21 protein-coding genes are annotated in these 21,016 nt (G+C 52.7%); 14 read left to right on the top strand and 7 right to left on the bottom strand.

The window, feature by feature from the left end; translation table 11 throughout:
• Positions 1–323 precede the first annotated feature (323 nt).
• On the bottom strand, positions 324–923 hold the full coding sequence (gene rpsD, locus AC3G2T_RS31270) for a 30S ribosomal protein S4 (RefSeq protein ID WP_474684943.1): 600 nt from the start codon (positions 921–923) through the stop codon (positions 324–326).
• Positions 924–1,288: 365 nt separating this feature from the next.
• Here rpsD and AC3G2T_RS31265 point away from each other — a divergent pair, with 365 nt between their 5' ends.
• The 4 genes from AC3G2T_RS31265 (at position 1,289) to AC3G2T_RS31250 (ending at position 4,949) form a co-directional block, all read left to right on the top strand.
• Entirely contained in the window at positions 1,289–3,274 is a 1,986-nt protein-coding gene (locus AC3G2T_RS31265; protein WP_474684944.1) for a sensor domain-containing diguanylate cyclase, read from the top strand.
• A 223-nt stretch (positions 3,275–3,497) separates the two neighbouring features.
• A complete protein-coding gene (locus AC3G2T_RS31260) occupies positions 3,498–4,181 on the top strand; it encodes a TVP38/TMEM64 family protein (RefSeq protein WP_474684945.1) in 684 nt (227 codons plus the stop codon).
• Positions 4,182–4,291: 110 nt separating this feature from the next.
• Complete coding sequence (locus AC3G2T_RS31255; RefSeq protein ID WP_474684946.1) at positions 4,292–4,540, top strand: HPr family phosphocarrier protein; 249 nt, start codon at positions 4,292–4,294, stop codon at positions 4,538–4,540.
• A 121-nt stretch (positions 4,541–4,661) separates the two neighbouring features.
• Complete coding sequence (locus AC3G2T_RS31250; RefSeq protein ID WP_474684947.1) at positions 4,662–4,949, top strand: Fpa/YlaN family protein; 288 nt, start codon at positions 4,662–4,664, stop codon at positions 4,947–4,949.
• A 26-nt stretch (positions 4,950–4,975) separates the two neighbouring features.
• Here AC3G2T_RS31250 and cax read toward each other — a convergent pair whose 3' ends face one another.
• Entirely contained in the window at positions 4,976–6,022 is a 1,047-nt protein-coding gene (gene cax / locus AC3G2T_RS31245; RefSeq protein ID WP_474684948.1) for a calcium/proton exchanger, read from the bottom strand.
• A gap of 167 nt (positions 6,023–6,189) precedes the next feature.
• Between cax and AC3G2T_RS31240 the strand changes: the two genes are divergently transcribed.
• Complete coding sequence (locus AC3G2T_RS31240; protein ID WP_474684949.1) at positions 6,190–6,573, top strand: Asp23/Gls24 family envelope stress response protein; 384 nt, start codon at positions 6,190–6,192, stop codon at positions 6,571–6,573.
• A gap of 32 nt (positions 6,574–6,605) precedes the next feature.
• Here the strand turns inward: AC3G2T_RS31240 and ftsW are convergent, their stop codons facing one another.
• Entirely contained in the window at positions 6,606–7,763 is a 1,158-nt protein-coding gene (gene ftsW / locus AC3G2T_RS31235; RefSeq protein ID WP_474684950.1) for a putative lipid II flippase FtsW, read from the bottom strand.
• Between the two features lie 13 nt (positions 7,764–7,776).
• Positions 7,777–8,124, bottom strand: coding sequence for a YugN family protein (locus AC3G2T_RS31230; protein ID WP_474684951.1), 348 nt, complete (start codon positions 8,122–8,124; stop codon positions 7,777–7,779).
• A gap of 213 nt (positions 8,125–8,337) precedes the next feature.
• Between AC3G2T_RS31230 and AC3G2T_RS31225 the strand changes: the two genes are divergently transcribed.
• The 4 genes from AC3G2T_RS31225 to AC3G2T_RS31210 all read left to right on the top strand — a co-directional run bounded on the left by AC3G2T_RS31225 (position 8,338) and on the right by AC3G2T_RS31210 (position 12,476).
• Positions 8,338–9,507 carry a M20 family metallopeptidase gene (locus tag AC3G2T_RS31225; protein ID WP_488437944.1) on the top strand — a complete coding sequence of 390 codons (1,170 nt, stop codon included), beginning with the start codon at positions 8,338–8,340 and terminating at the stop codon, positions 9,505–9,507.
• A gap of 92 nt (positions 9,508–9,599) precedes the next feature.
• Complete coding sequence (locus AC3G2T_RS31220) at positions 9,600–10,037, top strand: CBS domain-containing protein (RefSeq protein ID WP_474684953.1); 438 nt, start codon at positions 9,600–9,602, stop codon at positions 10,035–10,037.
• A 183-nt stretch (positions 10,038–10,220) separates the two neighbouring features.
• Positions 10,221–11,369, top strand: coding sequence for a Gfo/Idh/MocA family protein (locus tag AC3G2T_RS31215; RefSeq protein ID WP_474684954.1), 1,149 nt, complete (start codon positions 10,221–10,223; stop codon positions 11,367–11,369).
• A 33-nt stretch (positions 11,370–11,402) separates the two neighbouring features.
• The gene (locus AC3G2T_RS31210; protein WP_488437943.1) at positions 11,403–12,476 is read left to right on the top strand and encodes a Gfo/Idh/MocA family protein; all 1,074 of its coding nucleotides are present in this window, start codon (positions 11,403–11,405) and stop codon (positions 12,474–12,476) included.
• Here AC3G2T_RS31210 and AC3G2T_RS31205 read toward each other — a convergent pair.
• Positions 12,436–13,347: a LysR family transcriptional regulator gene (locus AC3G2T_RS31205; protein ID WP_488437942.1), complete on the bottom strand. Its 912-nt coding sequence runs from the start codon at positions 13,345–13,347 to the stop codon at positions 12,436–12,438. The genes AC3G2T_RS31210 and AC3G2T_RS31205 overlap by 41 nt on opposite strands.
• A 117-nt stretch (positions 13,348–13,464) precedes the next feature.
• Between AC3G2T_RS31205 and AC3G2T_RS31200 the strand changes: the two genes are divergently transcribed.
• The gene (locus AC3G2T_RS31200; protein WP_474684957.1) at positions 13,465–13,653 is read left to right on the top strand and encodes a hypothetical protein; all 189 of its coding nucleotides are present in this window, start codon (positions 13,465–13,467) and stop codon (positions 13,651–13,653) included.
• Between the two features lie 30 nt (positions 13,654–13,683).
• Here AC3G2T_RS31200 and AC3G2T_RS31195 read toward each other — a convergent pair whose 3' ends face one another.
• Positions 13,684–14,208 carry a thermonuclease family protein gene (locus AC3G2T_RS31195; RefSeq protein WP_474684958.1) on the bottom strand — a complete coding sequence of 175 codons (525 nt, stop codon included), beginning with the start codon at positions 14,206–14,208 and terminating at the stop codon, positions 13,684–13,686.
• A gap of 200 nt (positions 14,209–14,408) precedes the next feature.
• Entirely contained in the window at positions 14,409–15,881 is a 1,473-nt protein-coding gene (locus AC3G2T_RS31190; protein WP_488437941.1) for a glycosyltransferase, read from the bottom strand.
• Positions 15,882–16,014: 133 nt separating this feature from the next.
• Here AC3G2T_RS31190 and rfbH point away from each other — a divergent pair, with 133 nt between their 5' ends.
• Genes rfbH through AC3G2T_RS31170 form a run of 4 tightly spaced genes read left to right on the top strand, consistent with a single transcriptional unit; the run spans position 16,015 to position 21,006 of the window.
• Complete coding sequence (gene rfbH / locus AC3G2T_RS31185) at positions 16,015–17,340, top strand: lipopolysaccharide biosynthesis protein RfbH (RefSeq protein WP_488437940.1); 1,326 nt, start codon at positions 16,015–16,017, stop codon at positions 17,338–17,340.
• Complete coding sequence (gene rfbF, locus AC3G2T_RS31180; RefSeq protein ID WP_488437958.1) at positions 17,337–18,107, top strand: glucose-1-phosphate cytidylyltransferase; 771 nt, start codon at positions 17,337–17,339, stop codon at positions 18,105–18,107. The genes rfbH and rfbF overlap by 4 nt, the downstream gene beginning before the upstream one ends.
• A 13-nt stretch (positions 18,108–18,120) precedes the next feature.
• Positions 18,121–19,239: a CDP-glucose 4,6-dehydratase gene (gene rfbG, locus AC3G2T_RS31175; RefSeq protein WP_488437939.1), complete on the top strand. Its 1,119-nt coding sequence runs from the start codon at positions 18,121–18,123 to the stop codon at positions 19,237–19,239.
• A gap of 3 nt (positions 19,240–19,242) precedes the next feature.
• Entirely contained in the window at positions 19,243–21,006 is a 1,764-nt protein-coding gene (locus tag AC3G2T_RS31170) for a thiamine pyrophosphate-binding protein (RefSeq protein WP_488437938.1), read from the top strand.
• Positions 21,007–21,016: the final 10 nt, after the last annotated feature.

Raw genomic sequence — 21,016 nt, 5'->3', positions numbered from 1 at the left:
TTATTTCGTTTTCAAAGAACAATCTATGTAAAGGGGAGTTGCGCGCTCCCTCGTAGCGGATATCCGCGACTCTCCGTCAGGTAGGCGGAGAGTTTCGTCCGCTCCGCGGCGGACTCGTCAGGCGTCTTCATTTTAACAGGTGCTTGGAAATATAAGAGCGTCTACCCACATTAGTTTTAGCCCCAAACCAAGCCCCATTTAGCCCCAAATGGGTGCATTTTAGTGCATTAACTTGCATTATTGATTAAATGAAAAAAGCCCGGAACCGCTGATAAACAGGGGTATTCGGGCTTTTTATCGTAGTATCTTGCGCGTCAATTTTATTAACGGCTGTAGAACTCGACGATTTGTTTCTCGTCAATTTCTTGCGGAAGCTCGGAGCGCTCAGGCAAACGGATGTACTTGCCTTCCATAGCGTTCTCGCTGAATTCGAGATAAGTAGGCAGGTAGTTGCGGTTAGCAAGAGCTTCTTTCACTGCGGAAAGGTTTCTGCTTCTTTCGCGAAGGCCGATTACGTCGCCAGTAGATACGATGTAAGAAGGAATATCTACTTTTTTGCCGTTCACAGTTACGTGTCCGTGAGCGACCAATTGACGAGCGCCCGCGCGGGAGTTGGACAGGCCAAGGCGATATACCAGGTTGTCCAGACGGCTTTCCAGCAGGATCATGAAGTTTTCACCCGCGATACCTTGCAGCTTGGAAGCTTTGTCGAACAGGTTGCGGAATTGTTTTTCGTTCAAGCCGTACATATGGCGAAGTTTTTGTTTCTCTTGAAGTTGAACGCCGTAGCCGCTCAGCTTTTTACGTTGTCCTGGACCGTGTTGGCCCGGAGGGAAAGGGCGTTTCAATTCTTTGCCTGTACCGCTCAGGGAAATGCCAAGGCGGCGGCTTAATTTAAATTTAGGGCCTGTATAACGTGCCATGTTAGGAAAAACTCCTTCTTTTCACATATAGTTAGTAGATGCGTCTTAGATGTCCGGGTGAAGACACGTGCCTGGTTTTGCTTACGAGTCGTAAAATAAGGGGACTCCCTGGCAAGAATAGTTCAGCCGCTGTCTTGACAGGAGCAAAATCAGTGAGGGTGATCACAAATGGCATTCACCGCAATCATGTTTGTACTCGACTTCTAATTTTATAAAAAACATGACCGAGTGTCAAGCTGAATTCTACCGCACGCTATCGAAGCCGATTGAAAAACTCGTGCAATACACATAGAAACATAGTATGATAAATGAAGTAAACATATCGCTGCAGAGTAAGACATAATCAGTCGTCAAAGGAGAAGCCTATGAGTGAACTACTTCGTAGTCAGAGTCAATATATGATTGCCGGTCACTTCGAAGAGTTGCTTCGTCAAGGGCTGCTTCTCTCCAATGATGCTTCAAATATGGCGCAAGACATGCCGTTCATGCAGCAGGCTTTTGCCGGCTGGAAAAGCCAGAACGCGCCGGAGATGCTGCCTCCGGAGACGCTGTTGATTTTAACGGATTCGCTTTTGGGCGCGCTCGATTCCTGCTCCGGCAAGACGGCCGGGGAAATGGGCCGGATCCGTTCCGCCAAGTCGTGGACCGTAGCCGAGCAGGGGGATAACCCGTTCGCCAGAAGCGCCGCGCTGCGGACGCTGTGCAGGATGAACGGAGGAGAAATGGAATCCCGCGCTCTGCAACCGGTGGCCGGCGTTTCCTTGCCGATTGTGAATGAGCAGGGCCATCCGCTCGGCTACCTCGGGTTGTTTTCCGCCGCTGTGAGCGAGGCGCAGGATCTGGTGCAGCTGCTTTATATGATCGTCGTATCTTTGAAAAGCAGCGCCCAGTTGCTGATTGAGCGGCGCAAGTACGAGCTGCTGCAGCGCCACAATCAGCACAATGAACGGGAATCGAAGAAGCAGCAAGTTTTGTTCGAAGCTTCCAAGAAACTGCATGCCAAGATCGATGTCGACTCCGTTTTAGCGGAAGTCATCGCGAGTCTGCACAGCGTGTATCCCAACATCGAAGTGGATCTGCTGCTTTCCCAGGACAGCCATAATACGGGATTGCCGGTGAAGCCGCTCAATTTTCAAAATCTGGACGACGATATCAACACCAAGGCTTTTATGGAAGGGCACATCATTTTCGAGCCGGTTTCCGGAGACGAAGGGCCGAGCTGCGGCGATATTGCCGTCCCGCTGTCAGGCAAACAGGGCGTGTACGGCGTGCTGCACCTGCACTCCGAGCACGACTTGATTCATTCCTCCGACCTGCGGTTTATTTCCGTGCTGGCCGATACGGCCGGTTCCGCATTTGAGAATGCGAAGCTGTACGAGCAGTCCAACGTGCTCATAAATGAACTTCGGTTAATTAATGAAATTACGAAGCGGCTGAACCAGAGCTTGCGTCTGAGCGAAATTTTCAGCTTCGCTTCAAGCGAGCTGCTGACGATATTTAACGCCGATTACAGCTGTATTTTGCAGACGGACAAGGAAGCGGGAAAATTGGTCGTGCAGGCCAGCAACCTGCCGTCGATTTTCCACGAAACGTTTTCGCTGGATCAAGGCTTTTCCGGCCTCATCTGCACGACGAAAGAGCCGGTCATCATTTCCGATTACTGGATGAATTCGAAAGTGGAATCCAAGCTGATGGAGATGAGCCGCTCGCGGTCTCTCATCGGTTCGCCGATTCTCGTAAACGGGGAGGTCGTCGGCGTCATTCTTGTCGTTCACCGCAAGCCGAACTTTTTCTCGTACGAAAATTACAAGCTGTTGCAGGTGCTTTCCGGCCATATCGGACTGGCGATGAGCAACGCTTCTTTGCACGCCGAAGTGAGGCGGATGGTGATCACGGACAATTTAACCGGACTGTATGTGCGCCATTATTTGGACGAGCAGGCCAATTTGATGCAAAAGAAAGATTTTTGCGGCTCTCTGATCGTTGTCGATATCGACAATTTCAAAAAAGTCAACGATACATACGGGCACCAGGTCGGAGATAAAATTTTGATCCAGGTCAGCCATATTATCAAAAGCAGCATCCGTGACAGCGATATTGCCGCCAGATGGGGCGGCGAGGAGTTGGCCGTATACTTGCCTCAAGTGGCCAAGGAACAGACCGTGCGCATTGCGGAACGCATTCGCGTCAGGGTTTCGCAGGAAACAAGTCCGGGCGTAACCGTATCCTGCGGCGTATCGGATTGGAACTGGGAAGAGGACAAAATCAGCGTCGAGTCGCTCTTTTACCGGGCGGATATGGCGTTGTACCAGGCCAAACATAACGGACGCAACCAGATTCAGATAGGCTAGCGGCAGAAGCACTTGTCCTGGAATAGGACGGGTGTTTTTTCAATTGCTGCATCCGTTTGTCATAGTTTGGCTTTGTTGGGGAAAACTTCAATTAGGACGATAACGGCTTCGGATGGCAGGGAGCGGTGTTCGCGAACAGGCCGAACCGTCATCCCGGTTCCCGCTTTCTGATCCCGTGCGAACATGATACAATAGTTGGAACTGAGGAGAGGGTGGTCGAAATTTGCCGATATTAAAGAGAAAACGGCTTTTGCAAATCGGAATCGGACTGGCATTGGTCGCAGGTCTGGTCTACTTTTTCTTTTTTACGCATACCGGAGGCAAATTGCTGCACAGCAACATGCAGGAGCTTTCCGAGCACTTAAGATCGCTTGGCATCTACGGCCAACTGCTCGGCATGCTGCTTGTACTCGTTCAAACGTTTTTTCCCTTTGTTCCTTTTGTGCTCGTGGCCGGCGCGAATGTCGTCATTTTCGGAATCAAATGGGGCTTTGTCGTCAATTATGTGATGTCGTGTATCGGGGCGGTGGTTTCATTTTATTTCGCCAGGTATTACGGCCATGAGTGGGTGGAAAAGCGCTTGCAGCGTTTTCCGGCAGCCATGCAGTTCAGCCGGCGCATGGAGAAGCAGGGCTTTTTTTATGTGTTGATCGGAAGGCTGATTCCGGTTGTGCCTTCATCGGCGATCAATTTCGCCGCAGGGCTTACGCGGATGCCGTTCTCGCAGTTCTTTTACGGAACTTTGCTGGGCAAATTGCCCATCGTGTTTTTGGAATCGATGATTGCCCACGATCTGTTTCACTTCCGCAAATATAAAGGCAGACTGATGCTGCTTGTCGTCGTTTTCATATTGCTGATGCTCGCCGGAAACTGGGTCAAGAAAATGCTTACATCGAATCGAAAGTAAAGCCGGTCAAGGATAAAGCAGGAAAATTTTTTGTTGCGCTTTCACGCCTTTCCAAGTTATCATAGAGGAAGCAAGCGACCGATTTTTAGTGAAAAATGGAGGAATGTAACATGCCAAGTGCAAATAATGCCGCTATCGTTGAAATTTCCCAAACCGCCAACAAATTCAGATCGTCTATCGTTCTGCAGTACGATAATAAGTATATCGATGTGAAAAGCATTCTGGGATTGTTTACAACTCTGCTTAGCTCCAGCAATTATGATCTCCACGTGCACGGTCCGGATGCGGATGAAGCGAAGAAGGCTATGGCTGACGTTTTCTCCAAACATAACCTGGGCGTCAACATTATTGAAGACTAATAAGCGAGCGCAAGAAGGTATTCTCAGAATCTCTGAGGGTACCTTCTCTTGTATATTGAAGCGATATCGCTTATCATAATCATATAAGGACGGATGACTTTGCGTACGAGGGGGAAGTGAGATGTCTTCATCTGATCTACTGGTTAATTTGAATCAAAAAGCGCTCAGTCTTCTGCAAGAAGATGCCAATAAAATCGAAAAGCTGATCGAAGTACAGATGGAAAATTTGACGACACGTCAATGCCCGTTGTACGAAGAGGTGCTGGATACGCAGATGTACGGACTGTCCAGAGAAGTGGACTTTGCCATTCGGGCCGGACTTATTTCCGAAGCTGCGGGCAAAGATATTCTCAGCAAGCTCGAACGCAATCTTGCACAGCTATATGAAGCGCTAAATGCCAAAAAGTAACCCGATAAAGGGTTACTTTTTTTGTTCTAAACAAGGTAGAAGACGACACCAAGGATGATGTAGACGACGAGCAGCAGCAGCCCTTCATACCAGTTGGTGGAGCCGTCCTGCGAAATCGACTTCGTAATAAAGACGGCTACTGCAATCGCCGCAAGCTCGTAATTGGAGAATACGATGTTCATAGGCGTGCCGCCAATAAAGAAGCTGACGAGCACGAGGACGGGAGCTACGAACAAAGCGATTTGCAGGGAGCTGCCGATCGCTATTTCAACAGCTGCGCCCATTTTGTTTTTCAACGCCATCATTACCGCAGCGCTGTGCTCCGCCGCATTGCCGATAATGGCAATAAGGAAGGCGCCGACAAACAGTTCGGATAATCCGAACTTATGGGTCACCTCTTCGAGCGTGCCGACCAGCCATTCGCTTGTAAACGCCACCATGGCGGTCGCCAAAATCAGAAAGACGATCGATGTGTTTTTCGACCAGGCGGGCTCGCCATGTTCGACGGCTTCATCGGACAGTATGTTCTTGTGCGTAACCATGGAGAACAGAAGCCACAGCAGATAGGCGGCCACCAGCAAAATAGCGACGATCATGCTCATCGAAGACGTCTCTTTGGTAGTAAGGCTGCCGGCAAATACCGCCGGAATGAACAAGGCGATAACCCCAAGCAGCATCAGGGACGAGTTGTGCGACGCGAGCTTCACGTTGAATGACTGCTCTTTGAATTTAAGCCCCCCGGCAAAGACGCTCAGCCCGAGCACGAGCAGCAGATTGCCGATAATGGAGCCGGTCAAACTGGCTTTTACGACATCGAACAGCCCGTCTTTGACCAAAAAGATGGCAATGATCAGTTCGGCTGCATTGCCGAATGTCGCGTTTAAAAATCCGCCCATCCTTTCGCCGGCGTAGTGCGCTACGCTCTCTGTCGCTTTACCCAAAAATCCGGCCACAAAAATAACCGCAATGGCGGAAATGACAAATTGCACGGTTTGGTTAACATGCAAAAAGTGGGCTGCCGCGCTTAAGGCGAAAGTTGCGATGAGACCGCCATAAAACAGTTTCCCTTTCAATACGAACCCTCCGACTGTGAAAAAATGACAAATCTATATTTGAACTTATTTTACTATACCGATTTTTGAATGCAAAGTAAATTCAGTTTTACAGAGTTGTGCTGTTCTTGCTTTCGTCTTTTGAACTTATTACAATAGATTTATATCAAGCAAGGGGAGTGATCCGTATGTCCGAAGACAACCAAACTGGCTTAATTCGTATTTCCGATGACGTAGTATCGACAATTGCAGGACTTGCCGCTCTGGAAACACCAGGAATTGCAGGCATGTCAGGGGGCATTTCGGAAGGATTGGCAAAACGCTTGAGCGGTAAAAACGTGCAAAAGGGCGTTTCCGTCGAGGTCGGACAAGTAGAAGCCGCCATCGATCTCAGAGTGATTGTGAATTATGGCTCCCGCATTCAGGATGTATGCCGGGATCTTCAGGAAAATGTGAGAGAAGCGGTTGAGAATATGACGGGACTTTCTGTCGTGGAAGTGAATGTAAAAGTGGAAGGCGTTGCCTTCAAAGAAGAAGAGAAAGAAATCGATGATCCTCATCGCGTCAAATAAAAAAAGGAAGACCCCACCGAATCGAGTTTCGGTCAGGGTCTTTTTTTTGCCGGTGCATCGGGCTTGCGCGCTTGTTCTCGCGATATGCTGAGCAGGATGCCCATGCTGATGAGACAAACGATCAGGGAGGAGCCGCCGGCAGAAATGAAGGGCAGCGTCACCCCGGTCAGCGGAATCGTGCTTGTCACCCCGCCTATGTTGATAGCGGCCTGGAATGCGAACATGCCCATAATGCCGACTCCGGCCAGCATGCCAAACAAATCCGGACTGCGAACGGCAACGAGGATGCCTCTCCATATAAACAGCAGGAAGACGAGAATATACATGGCGCTGCCGATGAAACCAAGCTCTTCTCCGATAATAGCGAAAATAAAGTCGTTGTGGGCTTCCGGCAAATAGTGCAGCTTCTGGATGCCTTGACCGAATCCTGCGCCTGCCAGCCCGCCGTGGCCAAAGGCGTATAAGGATTGAATCACCTGATACCCGGTATCGGAATGATCCGCCCAAGGATCGAGAAAAGATTTCAGACGGCTTATCCGATATCCTTCGCCGCCGGCAGCCGCCGATTTGTTCATGACGGAAAGGCCGATGACCATCGCGGCGATCGCAACGAGACCTGTCCCCAGCGCAAAAACATGCTTGAGATTAGACCCGCCTACGAAGATGACGATGGCCGAGCAAGCCAGAAGAATCATGCAGGAGCCCAGGTCGGGCTGGCGCATAATGAGAAAGCTCACGAATCCGACAATGAGCAGGGCGGGAAGCAGCCCTCTTTTGAAATCGCGAAATTTCTCTTCCTTATTGCTGATCAGGGTAGCCAAATAAAGAATGACGGTCAATTTGGCGAACTCCGTAGGCTGGATGCCGTAATTGCCGATATTGTACCAACTGCTGGCGCCGTTGGCATTGGGTGTGAAAATAACGAAAATCAGCGCTACGACAACGATGAAAAATGCAGGAATGACGAGCTTCTTGAATTTGGAATAGTGGATGTTCATGCACATCAGCATGGCTCCGCCGCCCAAGGCTGCGGCGAGCAGCTGTTTTTTCGTAATGGCCCACGGATCGCCCCATTTAAAAGCGCTTGTTGCGGAACTGGCGCTGAATACCATGGCAAGTCCGAAGCAGACGAGAGCCAGCGTTAAAAAAAGCAGCAGAAAGTCCGGCGTTCCTCTGCGCGGGGAATTCATACGGTCTCCCCGCTTAGTCGGCCAACAGCTGCTTCAACTGCTCTAATTTTTGCTTGATCACTTTATTCACAGCGTCCGGAATAGGTGAATTGTAATCCAGGCCGTGAGGGAACGTTTCCCGTCCTGCATAGGCATCTTCCAAATACAGCACCGCGTAAGGGGATTCAAGTTTGCCGGATTCCACCCGTGCGTTCACGCGCAGGAAATAAACGGCGTTTCCAGGTTTATCTTCAATTTTAAGATCATAGGTCGCGCGGGTATATTCCCACTGCCAACGAACAAATCCGAGTTTGGCCGTTACTTCATCGAGATGAGCCAGATCGCTCTTCAAGCCTTTTAGGCCGGTTGCTTCAATAATCACGGTTAACGCCTCCAAATTGTATGTATGCACTCTTTATTCATGATAGTATGTTTCCAAAAGTTCTGCAAGTGAACAGTGTGCAGGGCGGCCGGCTTGATCTGAACGAACTTGTCAGTTTGCAGATGAAACGCAGAGCTATATTTGATAGAATAAGGGACAAAGAGACGGATAACTTAACAAACAGATGCCTTAGGATGAGCGGAGGATTCCCATATGAAAGAAATGTTTGCCGGGTTACAGGAAGGTTATGAAGAAATGGTAGGGTGGAGACGGTATTTGCATCAAAACCCCGAGCTTTCGTTTCAAGAATATCGTACGGCCGAATTTGTAGCCCAGCATTTGAACAGCTGGGGAATCGAAGTGCGTACGCAGGTTGGCGGCAATGGCGTAGTCGGTCTGCTCCGCGGCGGACAACAGGGGCCGACCGTGGCACTGCGGGCCGATATGGACGCCCTGCCGATCCAGGATGAAAAAAGCTGCTCGTACGCTTCCAAGGTGGACGGTGTAATGCATGCCTGCGGCCATGATGCGCATACTTCGACACTGCTCGGGATCGCCAAGGCTGCGAGCCGCTATCGGGAGAAGCTTAAAGGCAATCTGGTGTTTCTTTTTCAGCATGCGGAAGAAACGACTCCGGGCGGGGCTGCCTCGATGATCGAAGACGGTGCGCTGGAAGGCGTCGATGCCGTATTCGGCGTCCACCTGTGGACCCCGTTTCCGGTCGGACAGGTGTACGCCAAAGCGGGCCCGATGATGGCTGCGCCGGACGAATTCGTCCTTCGCATTCAAGGCAAGGGCGGGCACGGCGGTTTGCCTCATCAGGCGGTTGACAGCATCCATGCAGGGGCGCAGCTGGTCGTCAATCTGCAATCGATCGTCAGCAGGCAGGTAGACCCGGTCGAACCGTGCGTCGTCACGATAGGCTCTTTTCAAGGCGGCAGCAGCTTCAATATCATCGCCGAGACGAGCACTCTCAAGGGCACGGTGCGGACGTTTAACGCCGAGCTGCGGGCCGATGTGAAAAGCCGTTTCGAGCGTACGGTAGCCGCCACTTGCGATATGTACCAAGCTTCGTATGAGCTTGAATATAAAATGGGCTACCCGCCCGTCATTAACGACAGCCGTGAGGCGGAGCGGTTTTTCAAAGTCGCAACCGGCTTGTACGGCGAGTCGGCGGTTCACGAATCCCCCCTTATTATGGCCGGGGAGGACTTCTCCTATTATTTGCAGCACAGGCCTGGCTGTTACATGTTTGTCGGCGCCGGGAATGCGGAGTCCGGAATCGTATATCCGCACCATCATCCGAAATTCGACATCGATGAACGGTCGATGCTATTTTCCGCGAAGCTTTTGCTGTCGATGGCTTTGGATTATATGGAATGAATCGTTTTTCCTCTTTCGACAAACGATATTATGGAAGCAGGCTCGCCCGTGCGGCGGATTTGCGTCCACATTACGAAGGAGGAATAACGGTTATGGCAAAAACAATCAAAGAACTGATGGCGAAAGATTGCGTCACCGTTACTTTGCAGGATAACGTATTTGAGATCGCAACGAAAATGAAACAGCACGATATAGGCTTCATCCCTGTTGTCGAAGGGAAGAAGCTGATCGGCGTTGTGACAGACCGGGATCTCGTTATCCGCGGCTATGCCGAGAAAAGATCGGGTTCGGCGGCAGTCGAGGAAGTGATGTCCAACGGTATCGCAACGATCGATGCGAACACGACAGTCGATGAAGCCGCCAAGCTGATGGCGAAAGAACAGGTGCGCCGCCTGCCCGTCGTAGAGAACGGTGAGCTTGTGGGAGTCGTGGCGATCGGCGACCTCGCCGTCCGCGATATTTTCGAGAATGAGGCTGGCGAGGCGCTGAGCCACATTTCTTCGAACCGCCAGCCGGTCGGGGCCAAGTAAAAGTAATCCGGCACAATCAGTCCGCATTCCTTCGGGAGTGCGGATTGTTTTTTGCCCTCTTTCGCAAGGTCTGTCAAAGAATGCAATAAGGTGGTCAATCGGCGACAAGATGCCCCGCTGTAAATATGCTACATTGATAACGTATTCATTAGGTGACCATTATGATGAGAAGGTGAAAGAAGAATGGAACAAGTACGTATCGGCATCATCGGTCTTGGCAACATGGGAACCGGACATGCCAAGTATTTGGCAAATAAGGAAGTAAAGGGCGCTGAGCTTACGGCTATTTGCGAGACAAGACCTGATCGCCTGGAGTGGGCCAAGGAAAATCTCGGCGCCGGTGTTCGGCTGTTCGACAACCTGGACGAATTTTTGTCTTCGGGCGCTATGGATGGGGTGTTGATCGCCACTCCTCACTTCGATCACCCGGATGTGGCTATCCGCGCTTTTCAAAAAGGGCTTCACGTGCTCTGCGAAAAACCGGCAGGCGTGTACACGAAACAAGTTCGCGCGATGAATGAAGCGGCTGCGTCTTCCGGTAAAATATTCAGCATGATGTACAACCAAAGAACGAATCCGCTGTATACGAAGCTGAAGGATCTCGTTTCCTCCGGCGAGCTCGGCGAGATTCGCAGAACGAACTGGATTATTACGAATTGGTACCGCTCCCAAAGCTATTACGATTCGGGCGGCTGGCGCGCGACCTGGGCCGGAGAAGGCGGCGGGGTATTGATCAACCAGGACCCGCATCAGCTCGATTTGTGGCAGTGGACCATCGATATGATGCCGAAGCGGGTGCGCGCTTTTTGCTACTTCGGCAAGCACCGCGACATTGAAGTCGAAGACGACGTTACCGCATTTGTGGAATACGAAAACGGGGCCACTGGCCTGTTCGTCACGACGACGGGCGAAGCTCCTGGAACGAACCGCTTCGAGCTTTCGGGGGACCGCGGCAAAATCGTGATCGAAGAGGGCAAGCTCACTTTCTGGCGGCTCCGCGTATCCGAGCGGGAGTTCAATGCGACGTACCGCGGCGGCTTCGGGCAGCCGGAATGCTGGAAGTGCGACATTCCGATCGAGGGCAAGGAAAGCGGACACAAAGGGATTACCCAGAACTGGGTAAACGCGATTTTGCACGGCGAACCGCTTGTCGCTCCGGGAGAGGAAGGCATCAAAGGGCTGATGCTGTCCAACGCGATGTTGCTCTCCACCTGGACCGACGGCTGGGTCGACCTGCCGATCGACGAAGATTTGTTCTACCACCATTTGCAGGAAAAAATCAAGCAATCCAAAGCAAAACAAACAGGCGAACAGCGTACGTTTGACGTATAAATTAGCCGGAGAGCCGGGGAGGAGCAAAAACAGATGCAAAAAAGTGACGGAATGAATTATGCGCCAAAAGGAAAGCCAAGCCCGGTCGTAGGTCAAGGCGAGTTCGCGTTTGCGGCGATCGGTCTCGATCACGGGCATATTTACGGGATGAGCAACGGACTGCAGGAAGCGGGTGCGGAGCTGAAATGGGTTTACGATCCCGATCCGCTGAAAGTTCAAGCTTTCTGCAAAACGTATCCGCATGTGCGGGTCGCCGTTTCCGAGCAGGAGATTTTGCAGGATGCGGAAGTCAGGCTCGTAGCCGGGGCGGCCGTGCCTTCGGAACGGTGCGCGCTCGGACTGAGAGTTATGGATCATGGAAAAGATTATTTCACGGATAAATCTCCGTTCACGACCCTTGAGCAGCTTGCGGCCGCAAAAGCGAAAACAGCGGCAACAGGTCTCAAGTATGCCGTATATTACAGCGAGCGGCTGCATGTGGAAAGCGCGGTATTTGCCGGACAGCTGATCGAGGAAGGCGCCATCGGCCGGGTTGTCCAAGTGCTCGGTCTGGGGCCGCACAGGCTCAATGCCCCTTCCAGGCCGGATTGGTTTTTCAAAAGAGAGAAATACGGCGGCATTCTTTGCGATATCGGCAGCCATCAGGTCGAACAGTTTTTATCGTTCACAGGCTGCAAGGATGCCAAGGTGCTGAGCAGCAAAGTGGGGAATTATAACAACAAGGATTATCCTGAGCTGGAAGACTTCGGTGATGCAACGCTTGTCGGGGATAACGGAGCGACCCATTATTTTCGCGTGGACTGGCTGACGCCGCAAGGGCTCGGCACATGGGGGGACGGACGGACCGTTATTTTAGGCACGGAAGGTTATATAGAGCTTCGCAAATATATCGATATAGCCCGCGATCCGAAGGGCGACCAATTGTATTTGGTCAACGGGCAGGGCGAGAAGCATTACAGCTTGCAGGGCCAGGTCGGCTATCCTTATTTCGGACAGCTGATCCTGGACTGCATTCATCGCACTGAACATGCGATGACGCAGGAGCACGCCTTCAAAGCGGCAGAGCTTAGCATGCTGGCCCAGCAGCAGGCTCTCCGGGTAGAGTAGTGCTGCACATGGATTGTATAAAAGCCCTCATCGGTTTGGAGAGCTGTTTTTTCACATGATAGCATAGCTGTACGTTCAGCTTGAAATTCGGGTAGTGGAGCGGTAATACCGCCAGCTGCCCGTTTTGCATTTCGGTCAATACCGTAGTCTTCGGCACGATGGAAATTCCGAGCCCGTGTATGACGCATTTTTTCACGGTTTCGTAGTTGTTGATTTCGTAGGCCAGCGTATAGCTGACTTGATGCGTACGAAGCATCGTTTCAAGCAGCAACCGGCACCGGCCCTGCTGGTAGGACATAAGAATCTCGCTGCCGTTCAGGTCTTGGGGGAGGATCGAGGTGCGCCCGGCCAAAGGATGGTCGCTGCTCGCGATCAGGACGAATTCCTCCTCCTTGACGAATTCAAAGTGCAGGTCGGGATCGCAGCGCTCCTGGTCCACGACGAATCCCAGGTCGCATTCGCCGGCTTTTAACGAGCGGTAGATGTCGTTCTCCGCAACTTCGCTGATGACAATGTTGATTTGCGGATACAGCTTTTTGAAAGCGCCCAAGTAAGGAGGGAATATGTAGGACGACATGGTCGTTTCATGCGTGCCGATCACGAAGCTTCCCGAGGTTTGGCCCGCAACAGAAACTTTGGATTCCTCATACAGCTTGATCAGCATGGCCGCATAGCGCAGCAGTTCCTCGCCGGCGGGAGTCGGCTTCATCTTTTTTCCGATCCGCTCAAACATTTCGATGCCGTAATCGGCTTCGAGTCTTTGAATTTGCGAGGTGACGCTGGATTGGGCGTATCCCAGCATATCGGCGGCTTTCGTAAAGTTTTGCCATTTGGCTACTTCAAGCGCGGTTTTGTAAACCGTTAAATCCATCCTTCAACCCCTCCTATCGATCAAAAATTTCGATGGAAACTATCAATTATTATAGATAACTATGGAAGTTATGACTATGGTAAAATCAATCGCAATCAACGGATAGGGGGATTAGCGATGTGGAATCCATACGAAGTAGAGAAAAATTACGAGCGGCATATGAAAGAATTAGAGAAGCGCGCGCGCTATGCCTATTGGTATGAAAAACCGCCGGGCCGGCGGGCATGGATAGGGATCGCGGCGGGAACGGCGGTGCTGGCCGTCGTACTGGCCGTCCTCGGGGCAGGCTATTTTTCCACGGCTTAACGGAACAGAAGGAGGGGAAGAAGCGGGAGTTTACTTCTCATCCTGCCACAGCCCCTTCTTATTTTGCCTCGCCGTTCGCTCCAAACCGACGAATTTTTTGGAGAAGAGCACGTTCGGCGGCACCGTCATCACATTCGCATAGCCCTCTTTGACTAAAGTCTCGTTGAACATTTCTTTCTCGCCCTTAATAAATACGTACCTGAGCAGTCTTCCGTATTTATCGGTATCGCCGGCATCGGTAAAGAGATAGACGGTTTTGCCGGACAATTTTTGCTTCGTAAAATCGCTTGCCTCTTTGCCGTATTTTTCCACCGGACTGTTCGGTTTCACGGTTTCCGGGGTATTGACTCCGATCAGCCGCACTTTTTCGCCGGATTTGGTTTCAAACGTATCCCCGTCAACGACACGCTTCACTTCTGTGGCCACGTAGGCATGATCTTTAAGTTCGGGATACTGCCCGATAATGGACTGGATTTCGCTTGAGCCGGGCTTGGCAGCTTGTTGCGAGCATCCTGTTAGCAGGAAAACGAGCAGCATAATGACGATTTTTTTCATAAAGCTTAGTAAAGCACCTCCAAAAATTGACGAATAATTCGAAGTTAGCACGGGACAGCGATTTTATCAAGGAGGAAATAAGCGGCGCACGATTTCACAAGGCCGCATTCCGTTATGAAAAAACGCCAAGCATCCTTGATAATTCAAGGAAGTTTAGCGTTTTTTTGCATAGTGTCCCTTTCGCCGTCGACACGCTTGCATCACAAGCTTTTGATCATTCGTATTTGGTTCAACATATTTTCAAAATAGCTTTCATTCCGGTAATGCTCCGTGAAGTAGTGCTCGAACCCTTCGATCGCGTCGTGCGCACCGCTGGCCGCAAACCGCTGGTACCAGGGCAAAATAAAAGCATGCAGCACGCGTAGTTTATCCATGCGAATATCGTCCTCGGTCAGACCGCGTCCTACAAAGCTTTGCAAAATGCGCTGGTAGCTGTCGATGAACACACGGCCAAAGTTGTAGCCTGCAGGCTCATTGCCTGCGTAGGAGAACATGCTGCGGTGAAGGACGCAAAATCGGGGGTTGTGCTCCAGCATGGCGTACTGCCAGTAAATCTGGTTAAACGAGGACTCGATAAACAGCGTGCGGTCCGCAATTTTTTCCCAATCCTCCCGGCGCAAAATCGTAGCGGAAATGAAGGAGGAGTAAATGGATGAAGCGGCGAGATACGCGGAAAGCCCGCTGCCGGCTTCGACCTGGTCGGTCGGCCGCAGCAAATCGATATGAATGACGGAGCAGTCCTTGTAAGTGTGAAGCACATGGAGCAGCGGAATGATCGTCTTCGGCTGGTAAAAGTCGTCGTCGCCCTGGATTTTCAGAAATTTTCCCGTTCCTTGTTCCAGCACATGGAGAATGTTGCGGTCCGACCCGATGTTATCCGCATTTCGCCCGTAGAAAAAATTGTCGTACCGGGAGCGGAATCGCGCCGCCACTTCCGGCGTAGCGTCATCGGAGGCGTTATCGGAGACGCGGACCTCGATCAGATCGGTATTTCCGATCTGTGAATAGATCGATTCCAGACACTTTTCCAAATCCCCGGCACGGTTGTAGGTAGGTATGCAGATCGAGAGAAGGGGCAGTTTCCGGCGTTTGTCGAGAAGCTCTTGCGCCTTTTTTTTCGTCTTTGCGCGGACCCACTCTCCGGAGCCGGGGTCGTAAACTTTGAGAATTTGCGCCGGCGCACCGCCGACTACGCAATAATCGGGCACATCGAACGTGACGACACTGCCCGCCGCAACGACGCTGCCTTTGCCGATTCTCACATTCCCGACAATGACGGCATTGGCCCCGAGCCAGGCGCCTTCCCCGATGACAACCATATTCTCGGTCGACGTGATGCCCTGGGAATGAATCGGAATGCCGACCTCCCTGTATTGATGATCCGTATCGGAAATGTAGACGTTCGGCCCGACCAATACGTTGTCTTCCAGCTCAATGCGGTGAACGGCGGATACGATAAGTCCGAGATTGCATTGGCAGCCGTCGCCGATAACGATTTTCGGCGAAGGGAGGGTGCCCGGGGCAATAATGTTGAACCAGTAATGAGACCGGATGAACACTTGATTGCCGATGGAAATATCCTCCGGGTATACGAATTGGCCGCCTTCTTGAACATAGGTGTTCGAGCCGTAGTGGTAAAAGCGTGAGGCTAATGCTTCACTGATAAACGCCATTTTTTCCTCCTCGCGAAAAAAGCCGGAGCTATTTCTCACCCAATCACATATACATACAGTAAAATATGTATTCCTCTGCATTTCTTTCATTCCTTTTTATTGAAAATATGGCCGGTAGGAGGATTTGTGATTCATGAATGCTTCCGAGCAAGACTTGCGGGATCAAATCCTGCAGCTTTCTGCCGCCTATTTCGCGCAAAAATGGCCGCAGCGAGCCTTCAGACCCGGAGTGGACTACATCCCCGTCAGCGGAAAAGTGTTCGATCATCAGGAATTGTCGTATTTAATCGACTCCTCGTTGGATTTTTGGCTGACTACCGGCCGCTATGCCGGACGGTTCGAGCGCGAATTTGCCGCATATATGAACCGGCGGTACTCGATTCTGACCAATTCCGGCTCCAGCGCCAACTTACTGGCCGTTTCCGCGCTCACTTCCCCCCAGCTCGGCGAAAGACAGCTTCATCCCGGCGATGAGGTCATTACGGTCGCAGCCGGTTTCCCGACGACGGTGAACCCGGTTATCCAGCATGGCCTTGTTCCGGTTTTTTTGGATGTCGACATTCCCACCTACAATGTGGACACGAGTCTGCTGGAGGCCGCCGTCAGCGAGAAGACAAGGGCGATCATGATCGCTCATACGCTCGGCAATCCGTTTCGGATCGACGAGGTGAAACGGATTGCCGACAAGTACCGCCTGTGGCTGATCGAGGATACTTGCGATGCGGTAGGCTCGCTTTATGAGGGGCGGGAAGCCGGATCGTTCGGGGATATGGCGACAGTCAGCTTTTTTCCCGCGCATCATATCACGATGGGGGAAGGGGGAGCCGTGCTGACGTCGCAGCCCAAGCTGAAAAAAATTATCGAGTCCTTCCGCGACTGGGGGCGAGACTGCTGGTGCGAGCCAGGTACGGATAACACTTGCGGCAAAAGATTCGGCTGGCAGCTTGGAGATCTGCCGCAAGGCTACGACCATAAATACACTTACAGCCATATCGGCTACAACCTGAAAGTGACCGATATGCAGGCCGCCATCGGCGCTGCGCAGCTGCAAAAGCTGCCCGAATTTGTCGCAAAGCGCAAGCAAAACTTCGCTTTTTTGCAGGAGGCGCTTAAGCCGCTGGACAGCGCGCTCATTTTGCCCGAAGCGACGCCGGGAAGCGAGCCGAGCTGGTTCGGTTTTCCGATTACCGTAAGGGAGGACGCTCCGCTTTCGCGCAATCAGCTCGTGCAGGCGCTGGAACAACACCGGATCGGCACGAGGCTGCTGTTTGCCGGTAATTTGCTGCGCCAGCCGGCGTACCGCCACATTGCGCACAGAGTCGTCGGCGAGCTTGCGAATACGGACATCATTATGAAGCGAACTTTTTGGATCGGCGTCTATCCGGGGTTGACTCAGGAAATGCTCCAATACGTTGCGGATGTGTTCCACAAGCTGCTCGGGAGGAGGGATTCCTTATAAAAATCGTGATTTTGGCGGGAGGCTACGGCACAAGAATCAGCGAGGAAACGCATCTGAAACCGAAGCCGATGATCGAAATTGGGGATAAGCCGATTCTGTGGCACATCATGAACATTTTTTCGGCTTACGGTTTCCATGAATTTATCGTCTGCCTAGGTTATAAAGGGCACGTCATCAAGGAATATTTTGCCCATTATTATTTGCACGGCACGGACGTTACTTTCGATTTCGGGAACAACAACGACATTATCGTCCACAGCGAGTATCTCGCTCCCTGGAAGGTCACGCTGGTAGAGACGGGATTGAATACAATGACCGGGGGAAGAATCCGGCGGATCCGGAAATATGTCGGCGAGGAGCCGTTCATGTTGACCTATGGGGATGGACTGTCCGATATCGATATCGGCTCGCTCGTACAGTTCCATCAGGCACACGGCAAATGGGCGACCGTGACGGCCGTCCAGCCGACAGGCCGCTTCGGGGCGCTTCGGCTTGCGGCCGACCAAGAGGTAGCGGGCTTTGACGAAAAGCCGAAAGGGGACGGCGGATGGGTGAACGGAGGCTTTTTCGTGCTCCAGCCGGAAGTTTTCGACTTGATCGAAGGGGATTCCGCCGTGTGGGAGCAGGAGCCGCTCCGCCGGCTTGCCCGGGAGAACCAGCTTATGGCTTACAAGCATTCGGGGTTTTGGCATCCGATGGATACGCTCCGGGACCGCCATTATTTGGAGCAATTGTGGCAGTCGGGAAAAGCATACTGGAAGAAATGAAAAAGGTGAAATCATGCGGCAGGAAGCGTTTTGGCAAGGGAAAAACGTGCTCGTTACAGGCCACACCGGATTCAAGGGAAGCTGGCTATGCCTATGGCTCAGCGCATGGGGAGCGAACGTAACCGGATATGCCCTGCAGCCGGGCGGAGCGCCGGATTTGTTCGCCTTGAGCGGTCTGGACAAAAGGATGCGCTCGGTCATCGCCGACATTCGCGACCGCGATGCGTTGGAACGAACGGTCAGGGAGGCGCAGCCTCAGGTCGTTATTCATATGGCGGCCCAGCCGCTTGTCCGGCGCTCTTACCGGCAGCCGGCGGAAACGTATGAGACGAACGTCCTCGGAACCGTCTATTTGCTGGAAGCGGTCAGAGCCGCAGTGGAAGACGGCACGGACATCAAAGCGGTGGTCAACGTAACGACGGACAAATGTTACGAGAACAAAGAATGGCACTGGGGATACAGGGAAACCGACCCGCTAGGGGGCTTTGACCCGTATTCCAACAGCAAAGCCTGCTCGGAGCTTGTGACTTCCGCCTTCCGCAGCAGCTATTTTCATCCTGACCGATATTTATCGCACGGGGTCAGTCTGTCTACCGCGAGAGCGGGCAACGTCATCGGCGGCGGCGACGGTTCTGAGGACAGGCTGATCCCCGATTGCATGCGCGCCTTGCTCTCGGACAACCGGCTGCAATTGCGGAGCCCGCTTGCCACACGCCCGTGGCAGCACGTGCTCGAACCGCTGCAAGGGTATTTGCTGCTTGCGCAGCGCATGGTACAAGAGGGACCGAAATATGCGGGAGCATGGAATTTCGGACCGGCGGAGGACAGCGTAAAAACGGTGGAATGGGTCGTAGCGAAGCTTGGAGCGCTTTGGGGAACTGGGTCGTTCTATGAATGGGATCAGGGCGAGCATCCCCATGAGGCGGCGAATTTGCAGCTTGACAGCTCCAAAGCGCGGCATGAGTTGGGCTGGCGGCCCATATGGAGCGTGGAGCAGGCGCTGGAAAAAACGGTCGAATGGTTTCGCGTTTACCGGGAACAAGGAGACATAGCGGACATATGTCTGAAGCAAATTCGCGATTATACGAACGGGGAAACCGGGAACTGTATTCCGTTTCCGAAAGGGGAGTGAGCCGTGAAGCTGTCCGATTATGTCATTGAACATATTAGCAAGCAAGGAGTCGCCCATATATTTGAAATGATCGGCGGAGCGATCGCCCATCTTTTGGATTCGACGTACGGCAGAAAAGATATATGCTGCGTGTCGATGCACCACGAGCAGGCCGCCGCTTTTGCGGCGGAAGGCTATGCCCGGATGAACGGAAAGCTCGGCGTCGCGATGGCGACGAGCGGGCCGGGCGCGCTGAATATGCTGACCGGGATCGGCAGCTGCTATTTCGATTCCGTCCCGGCTCTGTTTGTGACAGGTCAAGTCAATACGTACGAGTACAAGTTCGATAAGCCTTTGCGGCAGGTCGGTTTTCAGGAAACCGACATCGTCAGCATTGTGAAGCCGATCGTGAAATATGCGGAAATGGTCGTTGACCCTGAGCGCATCCGCTATCACCTGGAGAAAGCTGTATTTTTGGCGGGCCACGGCCGTCCGGGGCCCGTGCTGCTGGACCTGCCGATGAATATCCAGCGCGCGGAAATCGAGCCGGACCGGCAGGAAAGTTTTTTCGACAGCGAAGAGTACCGACAGTACAGCGCTTCCGTTCAGCCCTGCGGGAGCGAAGCGATAGCGGAGGCGGTTCGTCTGCTGGAGCGGGCGAGCCGCCCGGTCATTCTCGCCGGTGGCGGCATCAGAGCGTCTCTCGCTGTGCCGCAATTCCGCGAGTTCGTCGACAGAACCGGAATTCCCGTCGTTCATTCGTTAATGGGGCTTGACGCGCTCCCCGGGACCCACCCGTCAAGCTGCGGGCTGATCGGTTCCTACGGGAACCGGTTCAGCAATCTCGCCTTAGCCAACTGTGATTGTCTGCTCATTCTCGGGTCCAGGCTGGATACGCGGCAGACCGGAACGCGGCCCGATACGTTTGCGCGCGCTGCCGTCAAAATTCATGTCGACATCGAAGCGCCTGAATTGAATGCGAAAGTGCCTGCGGATTTGGCCATTCACGCCGACGTGAGCTGCTTCTTTGCGGGGATGAACAAAGCGCTGGAAGGGCAGCCGAAGCGCGACTATGCCCCGTGGTACCGCGTGATCGCCGGCTACAGAGCGAAGTATCCGAGCGGAGATCCGCCGGTGCAGGCAGGAGCGGTTGCACCGAACCGCTTTATGGAGCTGCTGGCTTCCTGCAGCGGCGAAGGCGACATCGTCGTTCTGGATGTCGGACAGCATCAAATGTGGGCCAGCCAGTCGTTCCGGCTGCGGGAAGGCCAGCGGCTGCTGAACGCCGGCGGCATGGGCGCGATGGGCTTTGCACTGCCTGCAGCGATCGGCGCGGCCAAAGCTTCTCCGGGCAGCCGGGTTGTCGTGATCGCAGGGGATGGCGGCACTCAAGTCAACATCCAGGAACTGGATACGGTCGCCAGACATAAGCTGCCGGTCAAAATGTTTGTCATGAACAACAACAATCTGGGCATGGTTCGGCAGTTCCAGGATATGTACTTCGACGGCCGACGCCAGTCTACCGTTGACAGCTACAGTTGTCCTGATCTGGTGAAAATTGCGGACGCCTACGGAATTCCGGCTTTGACGATCCGGACGATGGAAGATGCGCAGTCCGTCATCACAGCCGCGTTGGAAGCCGAAGGCCCGGTTTTCGTAGAGGTAAAGCTGGAGATAGCCACGACCGTCAATCCCAAGCTTGCCGTCCACAGGCCTATCGAAGATATGTCGCCTCTGCTCGACAGGAAAGAGCTGGAGGCGGCCATGCTCATCGACACCGTCGATTGAGCGCATTTCA

Source organism: Paenibacillus sp. sgz302191, assembly GCF_057749925.1.
Note: the sequence above shows the minus strand (reverse complement) of the source record. Positions and strands in the feature narration are given on the sequence as shown.